The sequence below is a fragment of the Streptomyces sp. NPDC050743 genome (assembly GCF_044456925.1).
Lineage (GTDB): Bacteria > Actinomycetota > Actinomycetes > Streptomycetales > Streptomycetaceae > Streptomyces.
Genome location: NZ_JBITGJ010000006.1, coordinates 53,086 through 77,536, shown reverse-complemented (window position 1 = coordinate 77,536; position 24,451 = coordinate 53,086). Strand labels below are relative to the sequence as shown.

The following is a 24,451-nucleotide window of genomic DNA, read 5'->3' as shown; positions in this document are numbered from 1 at the left end:
TCCCCCGACCATGCCTGTCCGGGGTCGGAGCCTAGGGCGGGGATCGGGGGGTGCGGGGTATGCGACCTGAGGATTAGCACGTTCGGGTGACGACCCGGCGGTCAGCTCTCCTGCGGGGTGGCGGTCACGTCGTGCTCGGGCACGGTCTGGCCCGAGCGGATCAGGTCGATCCGGCCCATGACCTTCGCGCGCAGGTCCGCGGGCACGTCGTCATGTCCGCAGCACCTCTTGACCAGCTTCTTCACGGCCTGCTCCAGGCCGTACTTCTCCAGGCACGGAGAGCATTCCTCGAAGTGGTGCTGGAACTTGTCGCGATCGACGTCCGGCATCTCACTGTCGAGGAACTCGTACAGATGGTCGAGGACCTCACTGCAGTCCGTCTCGTGCGGCTCTCCGCAGCTCATGAGCCCGAGCCTTTCGCTTCGTTCGACTCTCCGGCGCCCGCCGGGACCAGACCGCGCTCACGGGCGTAGTCCTCCAGCATGCCGCGCAGTTGACGGCGGCCCCGGTGCAGCCGGGACATCACCGTACCGATGGGTGTCCCCATGATGTCCGCGATCTCCTTGTACGCAAAGCCCTCTACGTCCGCGAGATAGACGGCGATGCGGAACTCCTCGGGGATCGCCTGCAGCGCTTCCTTCACGTCCGAGTCGGGCAGGTGGTCGAGCGCCTGCGACTCGGCGGAGCGCAGACCCGTCGACATGTGCGACTCGGCGCGGGCGAGCTGCCAGTCCTCGATCTCCTCCGCGGCGGAGCGCTGCGGCTCCCGCTGCTTCTTGCGGTAGGAGTTGATGAAGGTGTTGGTGAGGATCCGGTACAGCCACGCCTTGAGGTTGGTGCCCTCGCGGAACTGGTGGAAGGACGCGTACGCCTTGGCATACGTCTCCTGCACCAGGTCCTCGGCGTCGGCGGGGTTGCGCGTCATGCGCAGCGCGGCCGAGTACATCTGGTCGAGGAACTCGAGCGCGTCCCGCTCGAAGCGCGAACTGCGCTCGGCGGTGGACTCGGAGAACGACTCCGCGCTCACGCCCTGGCCCTCGGGCTGCTCCGCCTGGCCGTTGTCGGTCCCTGCGTCGGTACCGGTGACCGGACCCACCTCCTCAAGATCCCGGGCAGGACCGAGACCGGTCCCACTCGTTTCGGAGGATAGAACACGACCCGTGCCTGCCGCCCCTCGAATGGGAGTGGCCTTGGCCGCGTGCAGCACCGTCCAGTCCAGGTCAGTACGGCTGCTGCGGGCCGGGCAGATGGTCGAACCCATGCGGCGGACTCCCTCTTCTACGACGTCGGTGCCGAGGCCTCAGCACTTCTGTCCGGCTCAACAGAGGTCCACCCCGCAACATTCCCGGGGGTCACCCGAGTGACGCGCACCACTCCACGACACCCTCGGTGATGATCTCCAGGGCCCGCTCCTGGGTGATCTCCGCGCGCTTGGGGACCGCGAAGCCGTGATCTCCGTACGGCACTTCGATCAGCTCGTAGCCGCCCTTCGGGAACTCCTCCGGCTTGCCGAAGGGGTCGTTGCCGCCCTGCACGACCAGCGTCGGCACCCCCGAGCCCAGCAGTTCCTCGGCCCGGGACTTCTCCGGCTTGCCCGGCGGGTGCAGCGGGAAGCTCAGCGCGAGTACGGCGTGGGCGCCCAGCTCTGCGGCGGTACGGCAGGCGACCCGGGCGCCGGCGCTGCGCCCGCCGGAGATCACCGGCAGTTCCATCCCGGCCAGCGCGGGCCGGATGCCGCGCCAGCCGGTGTCCAGGGTCTTCGGCGCGGGGGCGAGCTTCTTGCCCGCGACCCGCCAGGGCTGTTCGACGAGGGCGACGGTCACGCCGTGCGCGGGGAGGGTCCCGGCGAGCGCCTGGAGATCGCGTGCCTCGATGCCCCCGCCCGCGCCGTGGCTCAGGGCCAGGACCAGCCGCGCCTTCTTCGCCTTGTGCCAGGTGATGCGTGCGGTCCCGGCGTCGGTCTCGACAATCTCGATCACCTAGAAGAGTGTGCCCTCTTCCGGCGCCTGAAGCTCCTTCAGCAGTTCCGGGCCGTTGTTGCGGACGTTGCTGACGGCCGTGGAGACCGGGTAGGCGCGCATCAGGCCGGGCGGGGGCGGGGCCAGCAGATCGCGCAGTGCGTCGGGGTCGGTGCGGGCCGGGTCGAGCCAGGCGTCCCAGCGGTCGGGGCTGAGCATCAGCGGCATCCGGGGGTGGATGTCGACCAGGGAGTGCGGGCCGTCGGCGGGGGCCACGGCGAGCGGGGTGCTCTCCGCCTCCGTGGTGATCACCGAGCAGGTGACCCACCAGGCCTGGGGGTGGTCGTCGGGCAGGGTGCGGTCGCGCCAGAACTCGTACAGCCCGGCCATCGCGAACACCGAGCCGTCCGCCGGCAGCACGAAGTACGGCTGCTTGCGCGGCCGCTTCTTCTTGCCCTCGACCTCCAGCTCGCGCTCCTGCGTGCCGGTGACCCACTCGTAGTAGCCGTCGGCGGGGATGATGCAGCGGCGGGCGGCGAAGGCCCTGCGGTAGGCGGGCTTCTCGTGCACGGTCTCGGCTCGCGCGTTGATCATGCGGGCGCCGCCCTCGGGCGTCTTGGCCCAGGACGGCACCAGTCCCCACTTCAGCTTGCGCAGCTGGCGAACCGGATGCGGGGAGTCCGCGTCTTTCAGGGGACGGTCGAGGACGGCGTAGACCTCCTTGGTCGGAGCCACGTTGTAGTCCGGCTCCAGGGTCTCCTCGGGCTCCCACTTCTCGATCTCAAAGATTCCTGCGAGATCCTCGGGCCTACGACTCGATGCATACCGTCCGCACATACGTGCCACACTGCCAGACTCCGCACGACCGCAGGGAGCCACTCGGAACATGGACAGCCTCGCCGCCCTCGCGCTGCCCGACCTGTGGGACCGGCTCACCGGTACCCAGCCCGATCCCGACCTGTGGGTGGTGCTCGCCACCTCGGTGGCCGCACTCGCCGTGGTGGTCCCGCACGCACTGTGGCGGATATCCCGCAACGCGATCACCATCGCGCACGAGGGCGGCCACGGGCTGATCGCCCTGCTCACCGGCCGGCAGCTCACCGGCATCCGGCTGCACTCCGACACCAGCGGCCTCACGGTCAGCCGGGGCAAGCCGTACGGGCTCGGCATGATCCTGACGGCCGCCGCCGGCTACACGGCCCCCTCGCTGCTGGGCCTCGGCGGCGCCGCCCTGCTGGCCGCCGGCCGCATCACGCTGCTGCTGTGGGCGGCGACGGCACTGCTGGTGGCGATGCTGGTGATGATCCGCAACGCGTACGGCGTCCTGACCGTGGTGCTGGCGGGAGGCGCCTTCCTGCTGGTGTCCTGGCTGACCGGACCGCAGGTGCAGGCGGCGTTCGCGTACGTGGTGGTCTGGTTCCTGCTGTTCGGCGGGGTACGGCCGCCGTTCGAGCTGCAGATGAAGCGGTCCCGGGGCGGCGCCGGGGACTCGGACGCGGACCAGCTGTCGCGGCTCACGCACGTACCGGCGGCGCTGTGGCTGTTCCTGTTCCACGCGGTGTCGCTGTGCTCGCTGATCGGCGGGGGCCGCTGGCTGCTGGAGGTGTGAGAACGGGCCCGGGGATCAGCGCTGCCGTGCGACGACGGCCCGTGCCGTGTCGGCGTTGGCCGCGTGGCCCTTCTTCAGGCCCTCCAGGGCGGCCCGGTGCTCGCGGATCTCGCTTTCTGAATGCCGGACTCGGCGGTGAACCAGATGTCCAGCAGATGGGTTTCCCGCTTGCAGGAGATGTCCGCGACGGCTGTCGTGCGTTCTTTCCCGGAAGGGTTCGCGCTCCCGAGCGAGAAACTGCACACGTGAAAAAAGCCGGATTGGCACGGCGGCCCGGCCGGCCCACAGCCCCCCGCGGCATGCAGGGGTGCGGCCGTCCCCAGCCACTAAAGTGGGGCGCATGACCGTTAACCCCGCACACACCGCCCTCTGGCCCGCCCCGCACGCGAGCGGAGCCGTCGACGCGACGGTCCACGTGCCCGGGTCCAAGTCGGTCACCAACCGCGCGCTGGTGCTGGCCGCCCTCGCCTCCGAGCCCGGCTGGCTGCGCCGCCCGCTGCGCTCCCGCGACACCCTGCTGATGGCCGGTGCCCTGCGCGCGATGGGCGTGGAGATCGAGGAGGGGGTCGGCCCGGACGGCACCGGCGAGGCCTGGCGGGTGCTGCCGACCGGCCTGCACGGCCCGGCCACGGTCGACGTCGGCAACGCCGGCACGGTGATGCGCTTCCTGCCGCCGGTGGCCGCGCTGGCCGACGGCCCCGTCCGGTTCGACGGCGACCCGCGGTCGTACGAGCGTCCCCTGCACGGGGTGATCGACGCGCTGCGCGCGCTCGGCGCCCGGATCGACGACGACGGCCGGGGCGCGCTGCCGCTCACGGTGCACGGCGGCGGTGCCCTGGACGGCGGCCCGGTGTCGATCGACGCCTCCTCGTCCTCCCAGTTCGTGAGCGCGCTGCTGCTCTCCGGACCCCGTTTCAACCAGGGCGTCGAGGTCCGGCACACCGGCGCGAGCCTGCCCTCCATGCCGCACATCCGGATGACCGTCGACATGCTGCGCGCGGTCGGCGCCCAGGTGGACACCCCGGAGTCGGGCGGCGAGCCGAACGTGTGGCGGGTGACGCCGGGCGCGCTGCTCGGCCGGGACCTGACGATCGAGCCGGACCTGTCCAACGCGCAGCCGTTCCTGGCGGCGGCCCTGGTGGCGGGCGGCAAGGTGCTGATCCCGGACTGGCCGGAGCGCACCACCCAGCCGGGTGACCGGCTGCGGGAGATCTTCACCGAGATGGGCGGCTCCTGCGAACTCACCGAGTTCGGGCTGGTGTTCACCGGTTCCGGCGCCGTCCACGGCATCGACGTGGACCTCGGCGACGTCGGCGAGCTGACCCCGGGCATCGCGGCCGTCGCCGCCCTCGCGGACTCCCCCTCGACCCTGCGGGGCGTTTCCCATCTGCGGCTGCACGAGACGGACCGGCTGGCCGCGCTCACCAAGGAGATCAACGAACTCGGCGGTGACGTCACCGAGACCGCCGACGGCCTGCACATCCGCCCGCGCCCGCTGCACGGCGGCGTCTTCCACACCTACGAGGACCACCGCATGGCGACCGCCGGCGCGATCATCGGCCTGGCGGTCGAGGGCGTGCGGATCGAGAACGTGGCGACCACGGCGAAGACGCTGCCGGACTTCCCCGAGCTGTGGACCGGGATGCTCGGGCAGTAGGGACACGCCATGCGCCGCTACGGCAAGCACACCGACGAGGACGACATCCGCACCCGCCCCGGCCGCCGGGGCACCCGGCCGCGTACGAACATCCGGCCCAAGCACGAGGACGCCGCCGAGGGCCTGGTCCTCACGGTCGACCGCGGCCGGCTGACCTGCCTGGTCGACGACCGGACCGTGCTCGCGATGAAGGCCCGCGAGCTGGGCCGCAAGGCGGCGGTGGTCGGGGACCGGGTGGCCCTGGTCGGCGACCTGTCCGGCAAGAAGGACACGCTCGCCCGGATCGTGCGGATCGAGGAGCGTACGTCGGTGCTGCGGCGCACGGCCGATGACGACGACCCCTTCGAGCGCGTGGTCGTCGCCAACGCCGACCAGCTGGCGATCGTCACGGCCCTGGCCGACCCGGAACCGCGCCCGCGTCTGATCGACCGCTGCCTGGTCGCCGCCTTCGACGGCGGTCTGGAGCCGCTGCTGGTGATGACCAAGGCGGACCTGGCCCCGCCCGACAAGCTGCTGGAGCTGTACGGCGACCTCGACATCCCGTACGTCGTCACCAGCCGCGAGGAGCTGGAGAACGGTGACGCCGCGGACCGGGTGCGGGAGTACCTGGACGGCAGGGTCACCGCGTTCGTGGGCCACTCGGGCGTCGGCAAGACGACGCTGGTCAACGCGCTGGTCCCGCAGGAGCGCCGGCGTGTGACCGGACGCGTCAACGCGGTGACGGGCCGCGGCCGCCACACCACGACGTCCGCCCTCGCCCTGCCCCTCTCCGACACGGACGGCTGGGTCATCGACACCCCCGGCGTCCGCTCCTTCGGCCTGGCCCACATCGACCCGTCCCGCGTCATCCACGCCTTCCCGGATCTCGAACCCGGCACGGAGGGCTGCCCGCGCGCGTGCAGCCACGACGAGCCGGACTGCGCGCTGGACGCGTGGGTCGAGGAGGGCCACGCGGACCCGGCGCGCCTGTACTCGCTGCGCCGTCTGCTGGCCACGCGGGAGCGCAAGGAAGGCGACTGAGGAGCTCTTCGTTGTTTGCCGGGGCCCGGGTTCGGTAAGTGCATAATCGCACCGAGCCGGAGATCCGGATCAACGGGAGGACCACACATGGCGTGGCTGCTGGTCATCGTGGCCGGGTTTCTGGAGACCGGTTTCGCCGTGTGCCTGAAGCTCTCGCACGGGTTCACCCGCCTCTGGCCGACCATCGCCTTCGCCTCGTTCGCCCTCGGCAGCTTCGGCCTGCTGACCCTGTCCCTGAAGAAGCTCGACGTCGGCCCCGCCTACGCCGTGTGGACCGGCATCGGCGCGGCCGGCACCGCGATCTACGGCATGGTCTTCCTCGGCGACCTGGTGTCGACCCTGAAGATCGTCTCGATCAGCCTGGTCATCGTCGGGGTGATCGGGCTGCAGCTTTCGGGGTCGGCGCACTGAGGGGTGTCCGAGGACGTTCTCATGAGTTCCGAACAGAGCACCGGCCCCCGCCGGCATCGCGACCAGGGGGAATGGCTCGCCCGGTTCGCCGACCGCATTCTGGTGGTCTGCCCCCGCTGCGGCGGCCGGGCGGACGTGACCGAGCGCCCCGGTCTTCCGGCCCTCCAGTACTACTCCGAACTGTTGTTCCGGCCCCGTCGGCTCACGTGCGCGGCGTGCGGCGCCAGCGCGGAGTGGGAGGCGGCCGTGCGGGGTGGAGGTCTGGTCGCGGCGCAACTCGGCGGCACCGAGGAGCCGTTCTTCCTGCGCCCCCTGTGGCTGCAGACGCGTTGTGCGGGCCACGTCCTGTGGGCCTACAACGCGGCGCACGTCGACGCGCTGGCCGCCTACGTCGGCGCCACGCTGCGCGAGGGCGGCACCGGGGCCACACGGGCGATGTTCCCGCGACTGCCGCGGTGGACGAAGGAGGCCGGCCATCGCGCCGAGGTGCTGGCCGGCCTGGAGCGGCTGCGCACGCTGTCCGAACGCTCGGCTCCCGCCGACCGGTCCGACGCCGCCCACGAGCACGGCGACCACGCCCGGCCGTACGGCGCCCGGTACTTCCGGGGCGGACCGTACTGAGACCTGGGAATCACACCGGCTGACGTGGGACGACCGCTTGGATGAGCTCCGCCACGCCGCCCTCCCCCGGTGGTGCCGCGACGCAGGACAGGGCGAGGCGTACGGCCAGTTCGCAGGGACGGGTCAGCTCGGCGGGGTCGGCGGAGGCGGCGGTGGGGCCCGTCAGGGCGATGACGGCACGGTCCCGCACGATCCGCACGAAGTCGCGGGGCGTGGGCAGCGGGCCGTCCGCGCGGCGCTGGGCCGGCACCGAGGAGGAGGACGGTACGGCGGCCGGCGGTGGGGCGGGCAGCCGTTCGCTCCAGCAGCCGGTGAGCATGGCCCGTACCAGCACGTTGTCCCGCGCGGCGGAGCGCGTCCACTCGGCGACGGCGATCAGCCGTTCCCTCGGCTCGCCCGGTCCGGCGAGCGCCCGCTCGACTCCGGCGAGGTAGCCGTCGGCCTCCCGCCGCACGAGCGCGCGGGCCAGCCCGTCCTTGCTGCCGAACTCGTTGTAGAGGGTCTGCCGGGACACGCCCGCCGCCGCGGCCACGTCGACCATCCGCACCGCGGACCACGGCCGGCGCGCGAGCGCCGTGTAGGCGGCGTCCAGTAGGGACTCCCGGGCAGCAGGCATCATCGCCTCCCTGGGGCGGAGCGGCTCTGCGCCCAGATTTGACGCGCTTGTATGCACTGTCAAGGGTTCGCGGAGGTTCGGCCGGCACCACACGCCCCCGACACCGCCCCTTGCCCTGGTAGCCCCGTACCGACCCCGGCAGATACCGTTCCTCACATGCCGGACTACCACGACGATCTGCGTCTCGCCCACGTCCTCGCGGACGCCGCCGACGCCACCACGATGGAGCGCTTCAAGGCCCTCGACCTGAAGGTGGAGACGAAGCCGGACATGACCCCGGTGAGCGAGGCGGACAAGGCGGCGGAAGAACTGATCCGCGGCCACCTCCAGCGCGCCCGCCCGAGAGACGCGGTCCTCGGAGAGGAGTACGGCATCGAGGGCTCCGGCCCCCGCCGCTGGGTGATCGACCCCATCGACGGCACCAAGAACTACGTACGCGGTGTCCCCGTCTGGGCGACCCTCATCGCGCTGATGGAAGCGGGCGAGGGCGGCTACCAGCCCGTCGTCGGCGTCGTCTCCGCCCCCGCCCTCGGCCGCCGCTGGTGGGCCGCGAAGGGCCACGGCGCCTTCACCGGCCGCAGCCTGACCTCCGCGTCCCGCATCCACGTCTCCGGCGTCGGCAAACTCGCCGACGCGTCCTTCGCCTACTCCTCCCTCTCCGGCTGGGAGGAGCAGGGCCGCCTCGACGGCTTCCTCGACCTCACCCGCCAGGTGTGGCGCACGCGCGCGTACGGCGACTTCTGGCCGTACATGATGGTCGCCGAGGGATCCGTGGACCTCTGCGCGGAGCCGGAGCTGTCGCTCTGGGACATGGCCGCCAACGCGATCGTCGTCACGGAGGCCGGCGGCACCTTCACCGGCCTCGACGGCCGCCCGGGTCCGCACAGCGGCAACGCGGCGGCGTCCAACGGTCTGCTGCACGACGAGTTGCTGGGGTATCTCAACCCGGGCCACTGAGCAGGGAGGGCACGCGCGGTACGCCCTCAACTGACATCGCGCGCCCCCTTGTTGACCCGTGCTTTACCTGTCACTCTGAGGCTACCCCCACTTGTGAATTTGTGAATCCGGGAACTAGCGCCCCGGATTCCGAGGAGGTGGCCCCATCCATGCTCGTCCGTGACGCCATGAGCACGGTGATACTCACCGTCGGCCCCGCCCACACGCTCCGCCAGGCAGCCGCCCTGATGTCCGCCCGCCGCGTCGGTGCCGCCGTCGTCCTCGACCCGGACGCCGGCGGCATCGGCATCCTCACCGAACGCGACATCCTCAACTCCGTCGGCCTCGGCCAGAACCCCGACAAGGAACGCGCCCACGCCCACACCACCACCGACGTCGTCTTCGCGGCGCCCACCTGGACGCTGGAGCAGGCCGCACGCGCCATGGCCCACGGCGGCTTCCGGCACCTGGTCGTCCTCGACCGCGGCGAGGTGGCCGGAATCGTCTCGGTCCGCGACCTCATCCGCTGCTGGGCCCCGGTACGCGAGCCCGCACCGGCGCTCTGACCACGCGGAACGGGCCGGACCCCGAGCACCGTGGGGTCCGGCCCGCCTGGGGTCGCCCCCCAGGCCCTCGAGGCACCGGGGAGGCACACGGACGTGCCGCAGACCCGGTACGGCCGGCTCAGCCGCGCAGCGCCTGAACCGCCGCCTCCAGTCGCTTGCCGAAGCCGGCGTCGGCGTTGCGGAAATTGCCGACGGCGCGCTCGACGATGTCCTCGCGCGAGACCTGCGAGATCGCACCCGCCAGGTTCGCGACCAGCCGCTCCCTCTCCTCCTCCGACATCAGCCGGTAGAGGTTGCCCGCCTGCACGAAGTCGTCGTCCTCGGCGCGCGCCGGCGTCGGGTGGTTGCCGGTGGGACCGTCGACGGAGACGGGCTGCCACAGCGGCCGGCCCGTCTGCTGCGGCCCGCCGAAGCTGTTCGGCTCGTAGTTCTTGGCCCCGCCGTGCCGGCCGTCGTAGAGGTGGCCGTCACGGGAGTTGGTGCGCGCCTCGGCGGCGTGCGGACGGTTCACCGGCAGGTGGTCGGCGTTGATGCCGACGCGGTAGCGGTGCGCGTCGCCGTACGCGAAGAGGCGGCCCTGGAGCATCTTGTCGGGCGAGGGGCCGATGCCGGGCACGAAGTGCGCGGGGCTGAAGATCGACTGCTCGACCTCGGCGAAGATGTTCTGCGGGTTGCGGTTCAGCTCCAGCCGGCCGATCTGGATGACCGGGTAGTCGGCGTGCGGCCAGACCTTGGTCAGGTCGAACGGGTTGAAGCGGTACGCCGCCGCGTCCGCCGCCGGCATGATCTGCACACCCACGGTCCAGCTCGGGAACTCCCCGCGCTCGATCGCCTCGCGCAGATCGCGCTGGTGCGAGTCGGGGTCCTTGCCCGCGAGCGCCTCCGCCTCCTCGGCGGTGAGGTTCTTGATCCCCTGGTCGGTCTTGAAGTGGTACTTGACCCAGAAGACCTCACCTGCCGCGTTGTTCCACTGGAAGGTGTGCGAGCCGAAGCCGTCCATGTGGCGGTAGGACGCCGGGATGCCGCGGTCGCCGAACAGCCAGGTCACCTGGTGGGTCGACTCCGGTGACAGGGACCAGAAGTCCCACACGTTGTCGGCCTCCGTGGAGCCGGTGTACGGGTCGCGCTTCTGGGTGTGGATGAAGTCCGGGAACTTGATCGCGTCCCGGATGAAGAAGACCGGGGTGTTGTTGCCGACGAGGTCGTAGTTGCCCTCCTCGGTGTAGAACTTCAGCGCGAAGCCCCGCGGGTCACGGACGGCGTCCGCCGCGCCGAGGTTGCCCGCCACCGTCGAGAAGCGCAGGAAGACCTCGGTCTCCTTGCCGACCTCGGAGAGGAAGGCGGCGCGGGTGTACGGGGTGACGTCGGCGGTCACCGTGAAGGTGCCGTACGCACCGGCGCCGCGTGCGTGCACGACCCGCTCCGGAATGCGCTCCCGGTTGAAGTGGGCGAGCTTCTCCAGCAGGAGCTGGTCCTGGACGAGGACCGGTCCGCCGACGCCCGCCGTCTCGCTGTTCTGGTTGTCGGCGACCGGAGCACCGGCCTCCGTGGTGAGCGGTCCCTGCGTCACGCGCGCCTCCTGCGTCACTACTGACTGGTCCTGTACCAGTCCTGTCCTATGGCCAAAGCCGTTCCGAATCCTACATTGGACAAGTTCTAAGTCAAAGGTCGATCCAATCTCACACCTATTCCCGTCCTGGTCCCCCTTGCTGTTAGGCTGGTGTGCATGAGCGACCTTCTGGAACGGCTGCGTGGACGCGGATGGCGGATGACCGCGCAGCGGCGCGTCGTCGCAGAGGTCCTCGACGGCGAGCATGTCCATCTGACGGCCGACGAGGTCCATGCACGGGCTGTCGCGAAGCTGCCCGAGATCTCCCGGGCCACCGTCTACAACACGCTGGGTGAGCTGGTCACGCTCGGCGAGGTGCTGGAAGTCACGACGGACAAACGCGCCAAGCGCTACGACCCGAACGCGCACCGGCCGCACCAGCACCTGGTCTGCGCCCACTGCGGCGCGATCCGTGACGTCCATCCCACGGGCAACCCGCTCGCCGACCTCCCCGACACCGAACGCTTCGGCTTCACGGTGTCGGACGTCGAGGTGACGTACCGGGGACTGTGCCCGGACTGCGCGCGGGCGTAAGCGAACGCCGGAGAGGGGGCGAAAGCCCCCTCTTTTTTTTCTGCGCTGCTCCCGGATACGACCGAGGGCCGGAACCCATTTCTGGATTCCGGCCCTCGGCCTTCAGTAGCGGGGACAGGATTTGAACCTGCGACCTCTGGGTTATGAGCCCAGCGAGCTACCGAGCTGCTCCACCCCGCGTCGGTGAACACGACATTACGTGAGGGAGGTGGGCGGAAGCAAATCAGTTACCGGGGACGTGTCCGGGCTCACGCCGAGAGTTCCTCCCGCAGCGCGTCCCGCAACCGCCCCGCCCGCTCCGAAACCTCCGCCGGCCCCAGCGCGACCGCACGATCGGCCCACCGCTGCCCCTCCGCCAGCTCCCCCCGACGCGCGTAGACCAGGGCCAGCCGCAGCGCCGCCCGGCCGTGCCCGGCGCCCGCCGCCCGCGTCCACCACACCGCGGCCTCCGGCTCGCTACCCTCCCGCGCCAGCAGCAGCCCGAGGTTGAAGGCGCCGTTGCGCGACCCGGCCTCCGCCGCCGCCCGGTACCAGCGCGCCGCCTCGACCACGTCCCCGCGCGCCGCCGCGAGCATCCCGACCCGCACCTGCGCCCGCCGGTGCCCCTGGGTCGCCGCCCGCTCGTACCACTCCTCGCACTCGGTCTTCTCGTGCACGATCTCGCCCAGTTCGTGCGCCGGCTCCGGCGGCCGCCGCGCGTCGAGCAGCGCGGCCAGCCGGTACGCCGCCTCCGCGCTGCCCCCGCCCGCCGCGCACCGCAGATGCCGCTCGGCCTCCTGCTCATCACCCGCGCGCAGCCGGGCGATCGCGACCTGGAGCGCGGCCTCGGTGTGCCCGGCGGCGGCCGCCCGCTCGTACCAGCGCAGCGCCATGGCCTCCTCGCCGCGTCCGGCGTAGAGGATGCCGAGGTTGAACGCGGCGTCCACGCTGCCGGCCTCGGCGGCCTTGGAGAACCACGGCTCGGCGCCAGTGGTGTCGCCGCCCTGGAGCAGCAGGATGGCCAGCGCGTTGGCGGCCTCCCGGTGCCCGGCGTAGGCGGCCCGCCGGTACCACTGCTCGGCCTGCGCGGTCCGTCCCTGCTCGGCGCAGAGCAGCCCGAGGTTGTACGCGCCGTTGTCGTCACCGGCGTCCAGCGCCGCCCGGTACCAGCGCTCGGCGGTCTGGGTCTCGCCGCGCTCGGCGTGCAGCGCGCCGAGCGCGTTGGCCGCGTTGCCGTCGCCCTCCTGGGCCGCGCGCAGCCACCACACGGCCGCGCTCTCGGTGTCCCCGGCGTCGCGCAGCAGGAAGCCGAGCGCGCAGGCGGCCCGGGACTCGCCGTCCTTGGCGGAGGTCAGGTACCAGCGCCCGGCCTCCTTCAGTTCCCCCCGCTTCTCCAGGATCGCCCCGAGGTGCAGCGCGGCACGCCGGTGGCCGCGCGCGGCGGCCTGGCGGTACCACTGCTCGGCCTCGGCGACAGCGTTGTCGGCCCCGGTCTCGTCCTCGCGCCCGGCCCGCTGGTCGAGCGTGCGCGCCAGTCGGTAGGCGGCCTCCCGGTGCCCCCGCTCGGCCGCGGCCCGCATCCAGTGCTCGGCGCCGACGTCCCCGCGGTGCTCCAGCAGGTCGGCGAGCGCGTAGGCGCCGAGGACGTGGCCCTGCTCGGCGGACTGGCGCAGCCAGTACTCGGCGGCGGGCTCGTCCCCGCGCTCGCGGTGGTAGCGGCCCAGGGCGTGCGCGGCGGCCGCGGAGCCGGCGACGGCGGCGATGCGCCACCAGCCGGCGGCCTCCTCGGGGTAGCCGCGCTGGTGCAGCAGGACACCCAGGTTGTTGGCGGCGGCCCGGTCGCCGGAAGCGGTGGCGGCCCGCAGATGGGTTTCGGCTCCGTCGAGGTCGCCGCGGCGCAGCAGCATGGCTCCGAGGACGCTCGCCGCCTCGGCGTCGCCGCTCTGCGCGGCGAGTCCGAGGCGCACCTCCTCGGCGGCATCTCCCATGTCGGCCATCTCGTCACGGGAGGGTTCCTCACCGGAAGGCTGCACAAATCGCCCTGACTCGAACAGAGTTGCCTTGTCCCCCATAACGTCCATCGTCGCACCACCTGCACCTGGGTACACCTGGTATACCGCAGCCCGTGAGGTCACTTCAGCGTTTTGTCGACATGCCCACAGGACGACAAGTCAAACACACCCCCCTCACCTCCCCACGGCGGCGCGGCCGTCCCTCCCCCCAGTACATGAGTTCGCACACCACGAAGGCCCGGATCCCTCAAGGATCCGGGCCTTCGACTTCAGTAGCGGGGACAGGATTTGAACCTGCGACCTCTGGGTTATGAGCCCAGCGAGCTACCGAGCTGCTCCACCCCGCGCCGTTGCAGGTCAACCGTACCACGACGCGAGGTGCCCTTGATCAAGTGCCCTTCTTGGTGCTCTTGTCGGCGTTCTTGCCGCCGTCGGACTGGCCGGCCTTGGCCTCCGCGTCCTGCGCCCGCTGCAGCGCCTCCTTCAGGTCCTTCTGAGCCTTGGCGTACGCGGCCCAGTCCGGTCCGTTCGGCTCCTGCAGGGCCTTCTGACCGGCGTCGTACGCCTTCTGTGCGTCGTCCAGGGCCTGTTGGACGGTCGGGTTGGAGGACGTGGGCGGTTTGATGGTGCCGGTGTCCGGCGGGGTGGTCGAACCCTGCACCCCGAACACCTTGTTGAGCGCCTCGTCCAGGCTGTTCTCGAAGGCCGTCTTGCCGTTGTAGGTGACCAGGACCTTGCGCAGCAAGGGGTACTTGAGCTCACCACCGCGGACGTAGACGGGCTCCGCGTACAGCAGTCCGCCGTCTAGTGGCACGGCCAGCAGATTGCCGTACTCGACCTTCGAATGTCCCCGGCTGAGCAGGCTGATGGTCTCCGCGATGTCCTGTTCGGAGTTGAACTTGCTCTGGACCTGTTTGGGGCCGTCGATGGTCGTGCTCGTCGGCAGCTTCAGGATGCGGATCTTGCCGTAGTCGCCGCTGCGGGGATCGGAGTCCACCGCCATGAAGGCACTGAGGTTGTCGCGTCCGTTCGGTGTGAACGTCGTCGTCAGCGAGAACGCCTGACCGCTCTGGTCCGGCATCTTCATGCTCAGGTAGTACGGCGGCACCGCGCTGCCCGAGTCGTTGGTCGGGTCATCGGGGACCTGCCACACCTCGCTGCCGCTGAGGAACGTCTGCGCGTCCGTCACGTGGTAGCGCGAGAGCAGCTCGCGCTGCACCTTGAACAGGTCCTGCGGATAGCGCAGATGGGCCATCAGGTCCGCGGAGATGGCGGTGCGCGGCTGCACCGTGTCGGGGAAGGCCTTCATCCAGGTCTTCAGCACCGGGTCCTGGGTGTCCCACTGGTAGAGCCTGACCTTGCCGGTGTACGCGTCGACGGTCGCCTTCACCGAGTTGCGGATGTAGTTGACCTGGTTCTGCTGGGCCACCACCGCACGGTTGTTGTTGGTGGCGGTCAGCGAGTCGGCCGTCGTGTCGCCGAGGGTCGTACGGGAGGAGTACGGGAAGCCGTTCGACGTCGTGTACGCGTCGACGATCCACTGGATACGGCCGTCCACGACCGCCGGATAGGCGTCGCCGTCGATGGTCAGCCAGGGCGCGACCGCCTCGACGCGCTCCTTGGGCGTGCGGTTGTACAGGATCCGCGAACCCTTGCCGATCGCGCCCGAGTAGAGGATCTGCGGTTCGTTGAACGCCACCGCGTACGCGGCCCGGTTGAGCGGGTTGTCGAGGTTGACCCCGCTCTTGCCGGTGTAACTGGTGGTCTTCTCACCGCTGTCGTCGGAGTAGTCGACCTCCTTCTGGGGGCCGCCGACGATCGAGTAGGTGGTGGTCTTCTCGCCGTAGTAGATCTGCTGCTGGTACCGGGGCAGGTCGCCCTTGGACGGCAGGTCGGACTCGGTGAAGACCGGCTCGCCGTCGCCGGCCTCGGTGCCCTTGGCGGCGACCACGCCGTAGCCGTGCGTGTACCGGAAGTGGTCGTTGATCCAGTTGTTCTTCGGGACCCCGTCCAGGTTCAGCTCGCGCAGGCCGAGGACCGTGTCCTGCTCCTTGCCGTCCTTGGTGGGGTACCGGTCGACGTCCAGGTTGGTCGGGAACCCGTAGTAGTTCCGCATCTGCTGCAGCTGCTGGAACGTCGGCGAGACGATGTTCGGGTCCATGATGCGGATGCTCGCCGTGTCGTCCGCGTCGCCCGGCAGCCCGGTCTTGTCCGAGGCCGTGGACTTGCCGGCGTACTCGGTGACCTTGGTGTCGTCGATGCCGTACGCCTCGCGGGTCGCCTTGAGGTTCTTCTGGACGTACGGGGCTTCCTTGGCCTGCTCGTTGGGCTGGACCTGGAACTTCTGCACGATCGCCGGGTACAGCCCGCCGATCAGGATCGCCGAGAGGACCATCAGGCCGAAGCCGATGACCGGCAGCTGCCAGGTGCGCCGCCACAGCGTGGCGAAGAACAGCAGCGCGCAGATGACGGCGATGCAGAACAGGATGGTCTTCGCTGGCAGATACGCGTTGGCGTCGACATAGCGCAGACCGGTCCAGTTGCCGGTCGCCTTGAAGTCGCTGGACTTGACCGCGAGGCCGTACCGGTCGAGCCAGTACGCGACCGCCTTCAGGGCGACGAAGATGCCGAGCAGCACCGACAGGTGCCCGGTCGCGGCGCCGGTGGCCCGCGCGCCGGGGCTGGTGACGCGCAGCCCGCCGTACAGATAGTGCGTGAGCGCGGCGGCGATCAGGCACAGGATGGCGGCGGCGAAGCCGAAGCCGAGCAGAAAGCGGTACCAGGGCAGATCGAAGGCGTAGAAGGAGACGTCGAGGTGGAACTGCGGGTCCTTCTGGTGGAAGGGCACTCCGTTGACCCACATCAGCCAGGTACGCCACTGGCCGGCCGCGGAGGCGCCGGCGATCAGCCCGACGAGCGCGGCCACGGCGAGCAGCAGCCACTTCTTGTACGGCGCGATGCCCATCCGGTAGCGGTCGAGGCTCTGCTGCTCCATGGACATGGCGCTCAGCGGCGGCCGCAGGCGGTGCGCCAGCCAGATGTTGACCCCCACCGCGACCGCCATCAGCAGACCGAAGACGAAGAAGAGTCCGATCTTGGTCCACAGCATGGTCGTGAACACCGACGAGTAGTGCACCGACCGGTACCACAGCCAGTCCGTCCAGAAGCCCGCGAACATGGTGAACGCCATGCCGAGGACGGCCAGGACGCCCAGCGTCACGAGCAGGGTCCGGACACCCCGGGACGGTCGTCCCGCTCTGATCCGCGGCCCCGTCGGGCCTCCGCCGCGGTCCGGCATCTGGAAAGCCAAGGTGCGCACCTCGAAGTTCGCTGTCGATCCGTCAGGCCCTCGTGTTCGCGGACCCGCCGTGGCCCCCCGTGATCGCGGACCCACACCTATGCAACTTACTCACGCGTTCCTCGGTTCCCGATTCGGCCGGGGAACGAGGCAGGATTGTGACCATGTCCAACACTCCCATGGCAGCGAGCCCGCTCACCCGGGCCGTACTCGAGATCGACGAGTACGTCTCCGGCCTCGGCTGGGACCAGCCCGCTCGCCTCTTCGCCCTTGTCGACACCGCACGGCTGCGGGCCCAGGAACCCGCGCTCGCGGCCCAGCTGGGCCTTGAGGACGAGTCCGCCTCCACCGGTCTCACCCCGATCGAGCAGGACGAGATCCCGTCCGGCAAGCCGCTGGACGAGTTCCTCGGCACCATCGCCTGGCCCGACGCGGTGGCCGGCTGCGCGCTCTCGGTGGAGCGCCTGATGCTGCCGCCGTCCGCCGAGGCTCAGGTCCCGGAGAACCTGAGCGAGGCCAAGCTGGCCCAGTGGGTGGCCGACCACCCCGAGCGCCAGGAGGTGCGCATGACGGTCGCGGTGCTGCGCGACGGAGGCCGCGAGTCGGCGCTGCGGCTGCGCGAGAAGGACTCCCCGACGGAGGTCCTGACCGGCCCGGACCTGGTGCCCGGCCTGGCCGCGGCCCTGGCGGCGACGTTCGAGGACTGATCCCGCCCGGTTCGGTACGGCGCTGGGGCGCCCCTGCCTCGGGGGCGCCCCCAGCCGTGTCACGGGCCGGTCAGCTCTTGGTGGTGCACTTGGGCAGCGCGGCGGTGTTCCCGCTGCGGATGTCCTTCAGCGCGTCGAGCGCGTCGCCGATGTTCCTCACCTTGACCAGGGTGAGCCCGCCCGGGGTGTCCTTGGCGGCGGCCGCGCAGTTGTCGGCGGGCGTCAGGAAGTACCGGGCTCCCATCTCGCGCGCGCCGACGGTCTTCATCTCGACGCCGCCGATCGGCCCGACGGTGCCGTTGTCGTCGATGGTGCCGGTGCCGGCGACGAACTTGCCGCCGGTCAGGCTGCCCGGGGTCAGCTTGTCGTAGATGCCGAGGGCGAACATCAGACCGGCGCTGGGCCCGCCGACGTCGGCGAGCTTGATGTCGATGCCGAACGGGAACGTGTGGTCGGTCCCGGCGGAGATCCCGACGATGGCCCGCTTGGCGCCGCTGTCGTCGGAGGTGGCCGTGGTGATGGTGACGTCCCGCGTCTTCGTCGCCGTCTTGTGCGCCTTCTCGGCGGCGGCCTGCTCCTTGGCGGGGACGACCGTGAAGACGACGTTCTGCCCGGGCTTGTGCTTGGTGACGAGCTTGGCGACGTCGGAGGGCTGCTTCACGGCCGTGCCGTCGACGGCCTTGATCACGTCACCGGCGTGCAGCCTGCCCTCGGCGGGCGAGTCCTTGACGACGGTGGAGACGATCACCCAGGACTTCACCGGGACGCCCAGTTCCTTCAGGGCGGCGACCTTGGCGCTCTCCTGGGACTGGCTGAACTCCTCGGCGTTCTGCTGCGAGGACTGCTCCTCGGTCGTCCCGTTCGGGTAGAGCGTGTCGTGCGGGACGACCTTGGTGTCGTGGTCCAGCCAGCCGTAGACGGCCTCCACCAGGTTCATCCGGAAGTCCGCGCTGGTGACCCGGACGGTCGTCATGTTCAGGTTGCCGCTGGTCTTGTACGTGTCGTGCCCGGTGATCTGCAGCACCGGCTCGCCGTCGTGGTCCCCGAGCGTGTTCACGGTCGGGCCGGGAGACATCTCCGAGTACGGCACGGGGATGAGCACTCCCGCGCACAGGAGCGCGATCAGCATCAGGGTGGAGGCGAGCATCGTCGCGGTGCGGCGTGGCATGCCACGACAGTACGGGACGCCGCTGTCAGCGCACCGTCAGGGCACCCTCGTCACGCACCGCCGGCACCCGTGTGGGATCTCTCCATGGCCTCGCGGAACCGGGCATATCCGTCCAGTTCCGGGCCGTCGCCGCGCACCTTGCGAGTCCGATTGGCCCAACTGCTCCACAGCCCGCCGCCGACCGCGGCCACCAGCGGAATCAGCAGCCAGACAAGCGCCCCCATGCCGACCTCCCAACGCCATGAGCGTCCGCAACTGACTGATCAGCAGATTAACCATCCGCACTGACAACGCTCACGCGAGGGTGCCGGTTACGCAACACGGGGTAGCCCGTGTGCTCCGAGTGACCCAGCTCAGCAGGCGCCGACCCATTCCTCCGTACCGTCGGAGAATCTCTGGTGCTTCCAGATGGGCACTTCGTGCTTGAGGTCGTCGATCAGCTTCCGGCAGGCGTCGAAGGCCTCGGCCCGGTGCGGACAGGCGACGCCGACGACCACGGCGAGATCCCCGACCCGCAGGTCCCCGACCCGGTGCACGGCGGCCAGCGCCCGCACCGGATACTCTGCGACCACCTTCTCGGCGATCCGCCGCATCTCGGCCTCGGCGCTGGGATGGCAGGAGTACCCGAGCGCGTCCACGTCCGCACCCCCGTCGTGATTGCGCACGGTCCCCACGAACAGGGCGATGCCCCCGGCCGCGTCGTCCCCGACGGCCTGGAACACCTCGTCCGCGGAGAGCGCGGTCTCCCGGACACCGATCAACCTGATGGGATCCTGTGCCGCCTGCTCACCGGGGTGCTCGTTCGCGTGTGCCATACCCCCATCGTGCCGCACGCCTGTGACACCGGGGAATACGAGTTTCACCAGGCACGCGCGCGGGGCGTCTTGGATGCTCCTACGACGCGGCCGCGGGCACGGGGATCACTGCGTCCGGCCCAGGCCCGGCTCAGGCCCGCCGCCGGGCCTTGCGGGCCCGCCGTACGACAGCCGCCGCGCCCAGCAGGGCGACCGTCGCCCCCGCGGCGCCCGCGGCCGTCGCGTCCTTGCGCCCGAGCCGCCGCCCGGCCACCGTGTGCCGCCCGGAGACCTCCTCCAGCAGCTCCGCGAGCACCTCCTCGTTGGTCCACCGCGGCCGCCACCCGGCGTCGTGCAGCCGGCTCCCGCTGATCACCCACGGGTACATCGTGTACGCAAGATCCCCCGCCGGGGACGGCGTGAGCCCGATCCGGTGCAGCCGGGCCGCCGCGCCCAGCGCGACCGCCGACGGCAGTTCCATGCGCCGGATCCCGCTCAGCTCCTCGACCTCCTCCTGTTCCAGCCATCCGTCGCAGCCGACGGCCAGTTCCCCGTCGACCTTCTCCAGGACGGCGTACTCCAGGGCGCTGCACAGGTCCTCGACGTGGCAGAACTGCCACGCGGGCCGAGACCCGGCGACGACGAGCAGCCGCGGCGACTCGAAGTACCGGGTCAGCGCGGTGTCGGTACCCCCGACCAGCACCGCGGGCCGTACGACGGTGACGTTCAGCCCCGGATGCGCCCGCGGCGCCCGCCGGGCCAGCCGCTCGATCTCCAGCAGGTCCCCCACCCCGGTGGCCTCGGCGGTCGCGCGCAGCTCGGCGTCCTCCGACAGGGGAAGCTCGTTGTCCGGCAGCGCGCCGTAGACCATCGCCGAGGTGCACAGCACGACCCGGTGCACGCCGGCCGCCGCGGCGGCGGTCAGGACGGTCTGCGTCCCCCGGACGTTGTAAGCGGTGCGCGCGGCCGGATCGGTCTCCAGGTCCAGGTCGAGCGCGAGGTGCACGACCACGTCGGCGCCCCGCAGCTTGTCCGCGATGGCGGGGTCGCGCACGTCGAGGATGTGCCAGGTGGCGGCGGCGCACTCGCCGCGCCGCTCGTCGATGGCGACGACCTGCTTGATCTCCTCCGAGGCCGCGAGCCGCTCGGTCAGCAGGGCACCGACCCCGGTGGCGGCGCCGGTGACCGCCACGACGGGTCCGCGCAGGGCGGGAGGGGTTGAGGGGTTTCGCGCTGCGCGAACCTGCGGATCTGGGGAACTCACCGGGCGTCTCCAGCGGTTGTCTTCAGTACGAGCGCGAGTGACGCGCCCGTACCAGGTGCATCCATCCTGCCGCAGGCCTGCCGTGGGCGAAGCATCAAGGCCCGATCGGGTCCGGGTGTCTACGCTGGGTGGTGTTGTCGGGCAGCCGCGCCGCCGGAGAGAAGCCGGTGGCCTTACCAGCCGAGGAATCCCGTGAGTGACACCCCATTCGGTTTCGGCCTTCCGCCGGAGGAGCCAGAAGACGGCGACGAGGGCAAGAAGAAGGACCAGCAGAGCGGTGGTGGGCAGGGACCGGCCAACCCGTTCGGCTTCGGCGACCTGCCAGGAGCCGGAGGCTTTGGCGGCCCCGGCGCCGACAATCCGCTCGCAGCGATGTTCGGATCCCTGAACCCCACCGATCTGGGCGCCGCGTTCCAGCAGCTGGGCCAGATGCTCTCCTACGAGGGCGGCCCGGTGAACTGGGACATGGCCAAGCAGATCGCCCGCCAGACGGTCGCCCAGGGCGCCCCGGACGGCACGAAGGACGCCAGCGTCGGCCCGGCCGAGCGCAAGGCGGTCGAGGAGGCCGTCCGCCTGGCCGACCTCTGGCTGGACGACGTGACGTCCCTGCCGTCGGGTTCGGCCTCCGCGGTGGCCTGGTCCCGCGCGGAGTGGGTCGAGGCGACCCTGCCGGCCTGGCAGGAGCTGGTCGACCCGGTCGCCGAGCGGGTCGGCGCGGCCATGGGCGACGTCCTGCCCGAGGAGATGCAGGCCATGGCGGGCCCGCTGATCGGCATGATGCGCTCGATGGGCGGTGCCATGTTCGGCACGCAGATCGGGCAGGCCGTCGGCGTGCTCGCGGGCGAGGTCGTCGGCTCCACCGACATCGGCCTGCCGCTGGGCCCGGCCGGCAAGGCCGCACTGCTCCCGGCCAACGTGGAGGCGTTCGGCAAGGACCTCAGTGTGCCGCAGGAGGAGGTGCGGCTGTACCTGGCCCTGCGCGAGGCGGCCCACCAGCGCCTGTTCGCGCATGTGCCGTGGCTGCGCTCGCACCTGTTCGGCGCGGTCGACGGGTACGCGCGCGGGATCAAGGTCGACACCGCCAAGCTGGAGGACGTGGTCGGCCAGTTCGACCCGCAGAACCCCGAGCAGCTGCAGGACGCGCTCCAGCAGGGCATGTTCCAGCCGGAGGACACCCCGGAGCAGAAGGCCGCCCTGGCGCGCCTGGAGACCGCTCTGGCGCTCGTCGAGGGCTGGGTGGACGCGGTGGTCCACGCGGCCGCGAAGCCGCGTCTGTCGTCCGCCGACGCGCTGCGCGAGACCCTGCGCCGCCGCCGCGCGACCGGTGGCCCCGCCGAGCAGACGTTCGCCACGCTGATCGGCCTGGAGCTGCGCCCCCGCCGGCTGCGCGACGCCTCCCGCCTGTGGGCCTCGCTCACGGACGCGCGCGGGGTCGACGGCCGGGACGGCCTGTGGGCCCACCCGGACATGCTGCCGACCGCGACCGACCTGGACGACCCGGACGGCTTCGTGCACCGCGAGCAGCTGGACTTCTCCGAGCTGGACAAGATGCTGGGCGAGGCGGCCGGCGGCTCGCACGGCAAGCCGGACCTGCGCAAGAAGGACGACGACGTCAAGGGCGACGACACGGAGGGCGACGACGCCGAGTGAGCCTGTACGACGACGCGGTCCTCGTGCTGAAGGGGTACGAGGGCCAGGACGCGCTGCGCCAGGCCTACCTCGACCATCTGGCGGCCCACCCGGACGGCATGTGGAAGGCCTGCCACGCGGGCCACGTCACGGCGAGCGCCCTGGTGATCGATCCCGAGCGCGGCCGGGTGCTGCTCACCCTGCACAAGAAGCTGCGCATGTGGCTGCAGATGGGCGGCCACTGCGAGCCGGGCGATGCCTCGCTTGCGGCGGCGGCCCTGCGCGAGGCCACGGAGGAGTCCGGTGTCCCCGGGCTGACCCTGCTGCCCGGCGGCCCGGTGCGCCTGGACCGGCATCCGATCCCGGCGCCGTGCCACTGTCACTACGACGTCCAGTACGCGGCCCTCGCCCCGGCGGGCGCCGAGCACGTGATCAGCGACGAGTCCCTCGACCTGCGCTGGTTCGCCTACGACGAGGTGGCGGACGTGGCCGACGAGTCGGTCGTCCGTCTGCTGGAGGCGGCCCGCACCCGGCTCTGATTCCGCACCCGGCTCCGGGGTAAGGGGTGACCGCTCAGAGCGGTCACCCCTTACCTCTCGCTCAGCTCCAGACGTTCCCCTGGTTCTGCCCGCGCGCCCCGTGCTGCCCCATGCCGAACTGCGCGGCGAGGCCCTGCCCGATCACCGCGTTCTGCGGCGGCAGCAGCTCGCTGGGCTGCACCAGCGCGAACCCGGAGCCCATGAAGCTCAGCTCCCAGCCCTCACCGGTGTTGCCGCGCCGGCGCCACACACCGGAGGAATGCGTCTGGGCCTGCATCTGCACACGCAGCCCGGTGGACCAGGCGACGATCGCGTCCGCGTCGCAGTTGACGTACTTGTCCGGCGTGACCTGCATCAGCAGCGGCGCGCCCGAGGTCATCAGCGCGACCTTGCCGCGCCCGGTGATGTTCAGCTGGTACTTCCCGGAGCCGGAGATGCCGTAGAGGCTGTCGACGGCGACGACCTCGTAGTGCAGCGAGGAGTCCATGGCGAGGACGTAGGAGCTGTCGACGGTCAGCCCGTCCTGCTCGACGTCCATGATGTGCACGTGCTGGGCCAGGTTGGCGAGATACACCGTGCCCTGCCCGTGACAGCGCATCAGGTCCAGACCCTCGCCGGTGTACGCACGCGCGCGTGCCTGGTTGTTGCTCTGGTACTCGGCGTCGAACTCCATCAGCCCCTGGTAGGCGACCATGGTGCCCTTGCGGGCGAGGATGTCGTCGTGGCCCTCCAGGGTGACGCGGAGCAGCTGCTCGTTCTGCAGGCTCCAGCGCTCCTGGGTCTGGAGGTCGTTGTATGCGAAAAGCGGGCTCTGCATGGCTTTCTGACTCCCCCTCAGCCCCGGATCCGGAGGCGGTCGGTGCTGTCCTCGCTGGGCTGGACGACGACGATGCCCTGGCCGGAGAAGGCCATCTGGTAGGCCTCGCCGCTGCCCCGGCCGATCAGCGACTGCGCCTTGAAGCTGCGCTTGCCCTTCACCTTCAGGTTCGGCGACCAGGCCACGAGCGCGTCGGGGTCGACGTACGTCTCGTCCTCGCCGCCGCCGCAGTCGACGACGATCGGCTTGCCCCGGGAGGTCAGCGCCACCCAGCCCTGCCCGGAGATCTTCGTGTTCCACAGGCCCTGCCCGGCGAACTTCGCGAGCCCCTTGACCCGCTCCACACCCCAGCTGAGGTGGGCGTCGAAGGCGAGCAGGTTGGTGGCGTTGACGGAGATGCCGTCGCCGTTGAGGTTGATCACGACGACGTTGGCGCCGTAGTCGGCGAGGTAGAGCAGGCCGTCCCCGGTGCACTTCATCAGGGGCGCGCCCTCGCCGGTGATCCAGTCGCGGGCGATCTGGCGGACGGCCGGCGGGTTGGGCTCGTACTGGATGAAGCCTTCGTAGGCGACCATGGAGCCCACGCGCGCGAGGAGGTCGTTCCCGGTCTGCATGGCGACCTTCAGCATGTGGCTGCCGTGGTTCTCCATGCGGGCGGTGACGGGTGCGGGGGCGTAGCCCGCGAGCGGCTGGTTCATGACGGGCTC

General features: G+C 71.0%; 25 protein-coding genes and 2 tRNA genes. 11 read left to right on the top strand and 16 right to left on the bottom strand.

Features of this window, described 5'->3' with window-relative positions:
- Positions 1-101: 101 nt before the first annotated feature.
- The 4 genes from rsrA to ACIBJF_RS09360 all read right to left on the bottom strand — a co-directional run bounded on the left by rsrA (position 102) and on the right by ACIBJF_RS09360 (position 2,795).
- Positions 102-404, bottom strand: a complete 303-nt coding sequence (rsrA, locus tag ACIBJF_RS09375) for a mycothiol system anti-sigma-R factor (protein ID WP_351799508.1) — start codon at positions 402-404, stop codon at positions 102-104.
- Positions 401-1,096: an RNA polymerase sigma factor SigR gene (sigR, locus tag ACIBJF_RS09370; protein WP_399173237.1), complete on the bottom strand. Its 696-nt coding sequence runs from the start codon at positions 1,094-1,096 to the stop codon at positions 401-403. Before sigR ends, rsrA begins: the two co-directional genes overlap by 4 nt.
- A 256-nt stretch (positions 1,097-1,352) precedes the next feature.
- Positions 1,353-1,979 (bottom strand): alpha/beta family hydrolase, encoded by a 627-nt coding sequence (locus ACIBJF_RS09365; RefSeq protein WP_399173090.1) that lies wholly within the window; start codon positions 1,977-1,979, stop codon positions 1,353-1,355.
- Positions 1,980-2,795 (bottom strand): SOS response-associated peptidase, encoded by an 816-nt coding sequence (locus tag ACIBJF_RS09360; protein ID WP_399173089.1) that lies wholly within the window; start codon positions 2,793-2,795, stop codon positions 1,980-1,982.
- A gap of 49 nt (positions 2,796-2,844) precedes the next feature.
- On the opposite strand from ACIBJF_RS09360, the gene ACIBJF_RS09355 reads away from it, so the two are divergent.
- From ACIBJF_RS09355 to ACIBJF_RS09335, 5 genes are all read left to right on the top strand, one after another.
- Positions 2,845-3,567 carry a M50 family metallopeptidase gene (locus tag ACIBJF_RS09355; RefSeq protein WP_399173088.1) on the top strand — a complete coding sequence of 241 codons (723 nt, stop codon included), beginning with the start codon at positions 2,845-2,847 and terminating at the stop codon, positions 3,565-3,567.
- Between the two features lie 340 nt (positions 3,568-3,907).
- Positions 3,908-5,224 (top strand): 3-phosphoshikimate 1-carboxyvinyltransferase, encoded by a 1,317-nt coding sequence (gene aroA, locus ACIBJF_RS09350; RefSeq protein ID WP_399173086.1) that lies wholly within the window; start codon positions 3,908-3,910, stop codon positions 5,222-5,224.
- Positions 5,225-5,233: 9 nt separating this feature from the next.
- Positions 5,234-6,244 carry a ribosome small subunit-dependent GTPase A gene (gene rsgA, locus ACIBJF_RS09345; RefSeq protein WP_399173085.1) on the top strand — a complete coding sequence of 337 codons (1,011 nt, stop codon included), beginning with the start codon at positions 5,234-5,236 and terminating at the stop codon, positions 6,242-6,244.
- A gap of 87 nt (positions 6,245-6,331) precedes the next feature.
- Positions 6,332-6,655 (top strand): multidrug efflux SMR transporter, encoded by a 324-nt coding sequence (locus tag ACIBJF_RS09340; protein ID WP_351799482.1) that lies wholly within the window; start codon positions 6,332-6,334, stop codon positions 6,653-6,655.
- Between the two features lie 21 nt (positions 6,656-6,676).
- A complete protein-coding gene (locus ACIBJF_RS09335) occupies positions 6,677-7,276 on the top strand; it encodes a hypothetical protein (protein WP_399173084.1) in 600 nt (199 codons plus the stop codon).
- A 10-nt stretch (positions 7,277-7,286) separates the two neighbouring features.
- Here the strand turns inward: ACIBJF_RS09335 and ACIBJF_RS09330 are convergent, their stop codons facing one another.
- Entirely contained in the window at positions 7,287-7,895 is a 609-nt protein-coding gene (locus ACIBJF_RS09330) for a TetR/AcrR family transcriptional regulator (protein WP_399173083.1), read from the bottom strand.
- A gap of 153 nt (positions 7,896-8,048) precedes the next feature.
- Here ACIBJF_RS09330 and hisN point away from each other — a divergent pair, with 153 nt between their 5' ends.
- Together hisN and ACIBJF_RS09320 are read left to right on the top strand one after the other, a co-directional pair.
- Positions 8,049-8,849, top strand: a complete 801-nt coding sequence (gene hisN, locus ACIBJF_RS09325; RefSeq protein ID WP_399173082.1) for a histidinol-phosphatase — start codon at positions 8,049-8,051, stop codon at positions 8,847-8,849.
- Between the two features lie 149 nt (positions 8,850-8,998).
- Entirely contained in the window at positions 8,999-9,394 is a 396-nt protein-coding gene (locus ACIBJF_RS09320; RefSeq protein ID WP_399173081.1) for a cyclic nucleotide-binding/CBS domain-containing protein, read from the top strand.
- Positions 9,395-9,512: 118 nt separating this feature from the next.
- On the opposite strand, the gene ACIBJF_RS09315 is transcribed toward ACIBJF_RS09320, so the two are convergent.
- Positions 9,513-10,964, bottom strand: a complete 1,452-nt coding sequence (locus ACIBJF_RS09315) for a catalase (protein WP_399173079.1) — start codon at positions 10,962-10,964, stop codon at positions 9,513-9,515.
- A 156-nt stretch (positions 10,965-11,120) separates the two neighbouring features.
- Here ACIBJF_RS09315 and ACIBJF_RS09310 point away from each other — a divergent pair, with 156 nt between their 5' ends.
- On the top strand, positions 11,121-11,537 hold the full coding sequence (locus tag ACIBJF_RS09310; RefSeq protein WP_351799465.1) for a Fur family transcriptional regulator: 417 nt from the start codon (positions 11,121-11,123) through the stop codon (positions 11,535-11,537).
- A 106-nt stretch (positions 11,538-11,643) separates the two neighbouring features.
- Here the strand turns inward: ACIBJF_RS09310 and ACIBJF_RS09305 are convergent.
- The 4 genes from ACIBJF_RS09305 to ACIBJF_RS09290 all read right to left on the bottom strand — a co-directional run bounded on the left by ACIBJF_RS09305 (position 11,644) and on the right by ACIBJF_RS09290 (position 16,826).
- Positions 11,644-11,717: transfer RNA gene (locus ACIBJF_RS09305), tRNA-Met, on the bottom strand.
- A 68-nt stretch (positions 11,718-11,785) separates the two neighbouring features.
- Positions 11,786-13,597 (bottom strand): sel1 repeat family protein, encoded by a 1,812-nt coding sequence (locus tag ACIBJF_RS09300; protein ID WP_399173078.1) that lies wholly within the window; start codon positions 13,595-13,597, stop codon positions 11,786-11,788.
- Positions 13,598-13,801: 204 nt separating this feature from the next.
- Positions 13,802-13,875: transfer RNA gene (locus ACIBJF_RS09295), tRNA-Met, on the bottom strand.
- A 41-nt stretch (positions 13,876-13,916) separates the two neighbouring features.
- Positions 13,917-16,826, bottom strand: coding sequence for a UPF0182 family protein (locus tag ACIBJF_RS09290; RefSeq protein WP_399173235.1), 2,910 nt, complete (start codon positions 16,824-16,826; stop codon positions 13,917-13,919).
- Positions 16,827-16,990: 164 nt separating this feature from the next.
- Between ACIBJF_RS09290 and ACIBJF_RS09285 the strand changes: the two genes are divergently transcribed.
- Positions 16,991-17,533, top strand: a complete 543-nt coding sequence (locus ACIBJF_RS09285; protein WP_351799459.1) for a PPA1309 family protein — start codon at positions 16,991-16,993, stop codon at positions 17,531-17,533.
- A 70-nt stretch (positions 17,534-17,603) separates the two neighbouring features.
- Here the strand turns inward: ACIBJF_RS09285 and ACIBJF_RS09280 are convergent, their stop codons facing one another.
- The 4 genes from ACIBJF_RS09280 to ACIBJF_RS09265 form a co-directional block, all read right to left on the bottom strand.
- Entirely contained in the window at positions 17,604-18,701 is a 1,098-nt protein-coding gene (locus ACIBJF_RS09280; RefSeq protein WP_399173077.1) for a PDZ domain-containing protein, read from the bottom strand.
- Between the two features lie 50 nt (positions 18,702-18,751).
- The gene (locus tag ACIBJF_RS09275) at positions 18,752-18,925 is read right to left on the bottom strand and encodes a hypothetical protein (protein ID WP_194294008.1); all 174 of its coding nucleotides are present in this window, start codon (positions 18,923-18,925) and stop codon (positions 18,752-18,754) included.
- 129 nt (positions 18,926-19,054) lie between these two features.
- On the bottom strand, positions 19,055-19,516 hold the full coding sequence (locus tag ACIBJF_RS09270) for a molybdenum cofactor biosynthesis protein MoaE (RefSeq protein WP_399173076.1): 462 nt from the start codon (positions 19,514-19,516) through the stop codon (positions 19,055-19,057).
- A gap of 130 nt (positions 19,517-19,646) precedes the next feature.
- Positions 19,647-20,759 carry an SDR family oxidoreductase gene (locus tag ACIBJF_RS09265; RefSeq protein WP_351799450.1) on the bottom strand — a complete coding sequence of 371 codons (1,113 nt, stop codon included), beginning with the start codon at positions 20,757-20,759 and terminating at the stop codon, positions 19,647-19,649.
- A 192-nt stretch (positions 20,760-20,951) separates the two neighbouring features.
- Here ACIBJF_RS09265 and ACIBJF_RS09260 point away from each other — a divergent pair, with 192 nt between their 5' ends.
- On the top strand, positions 20,952-22,409 hold the full coding sequence (locus ACIBJF_RS09260; protein ID WP_399173075.1) for a zinc-dependent metalloprotease: 1,458 nt from the start codon (positions 20,952-20,954) through the stop codon (positions 22,407-22,409).
- Positions 22,406-22,927: an NUDIX hydrolase gene (locus tag ACIBJF_RS09255; RefSeq protein WP_399173074.1), complete on the top strand. Its 522-nt coding sequence runs from the start codon at positions 22,406-22,408 to the stop codon at positions 22,925-22,927. Before ACIBJF_RS09260 ends, ACIBJF_RS09255 begins: the two co-directional genes overlap by 4 nt.
- Positions 22,928-22,988: 61 nt before the next feature.
- Here the strand turns inward: ACIBJF_RS09255 and ACIBJF_RS09250 are convergent, their stop codons facing one another.
- On the bottom strand, positions 22,989-23,744 hold the full coding sequence (locus tag ACIBJF_RS09250) for an AIM24 family protein (protein WP_399173073.1): 756 nt from the start codon (positions 23,742-23,744) through the stop codon (positions 22,989-22,991).
- A 17-nt stretch (positions 23,745-23,761) separates the two neighbouring features.
- Entirely contained in the window at positions 23,762-24,442 is a 681-nt protein-coding gene (locus tag ACIBJF_RS09245) for an AIM24 family protein (protein WP_399173072.1), read from the bottom strand.
- Between the last annotated feature and the right edge of the window lie 9 nt (positions 24,443-24,451).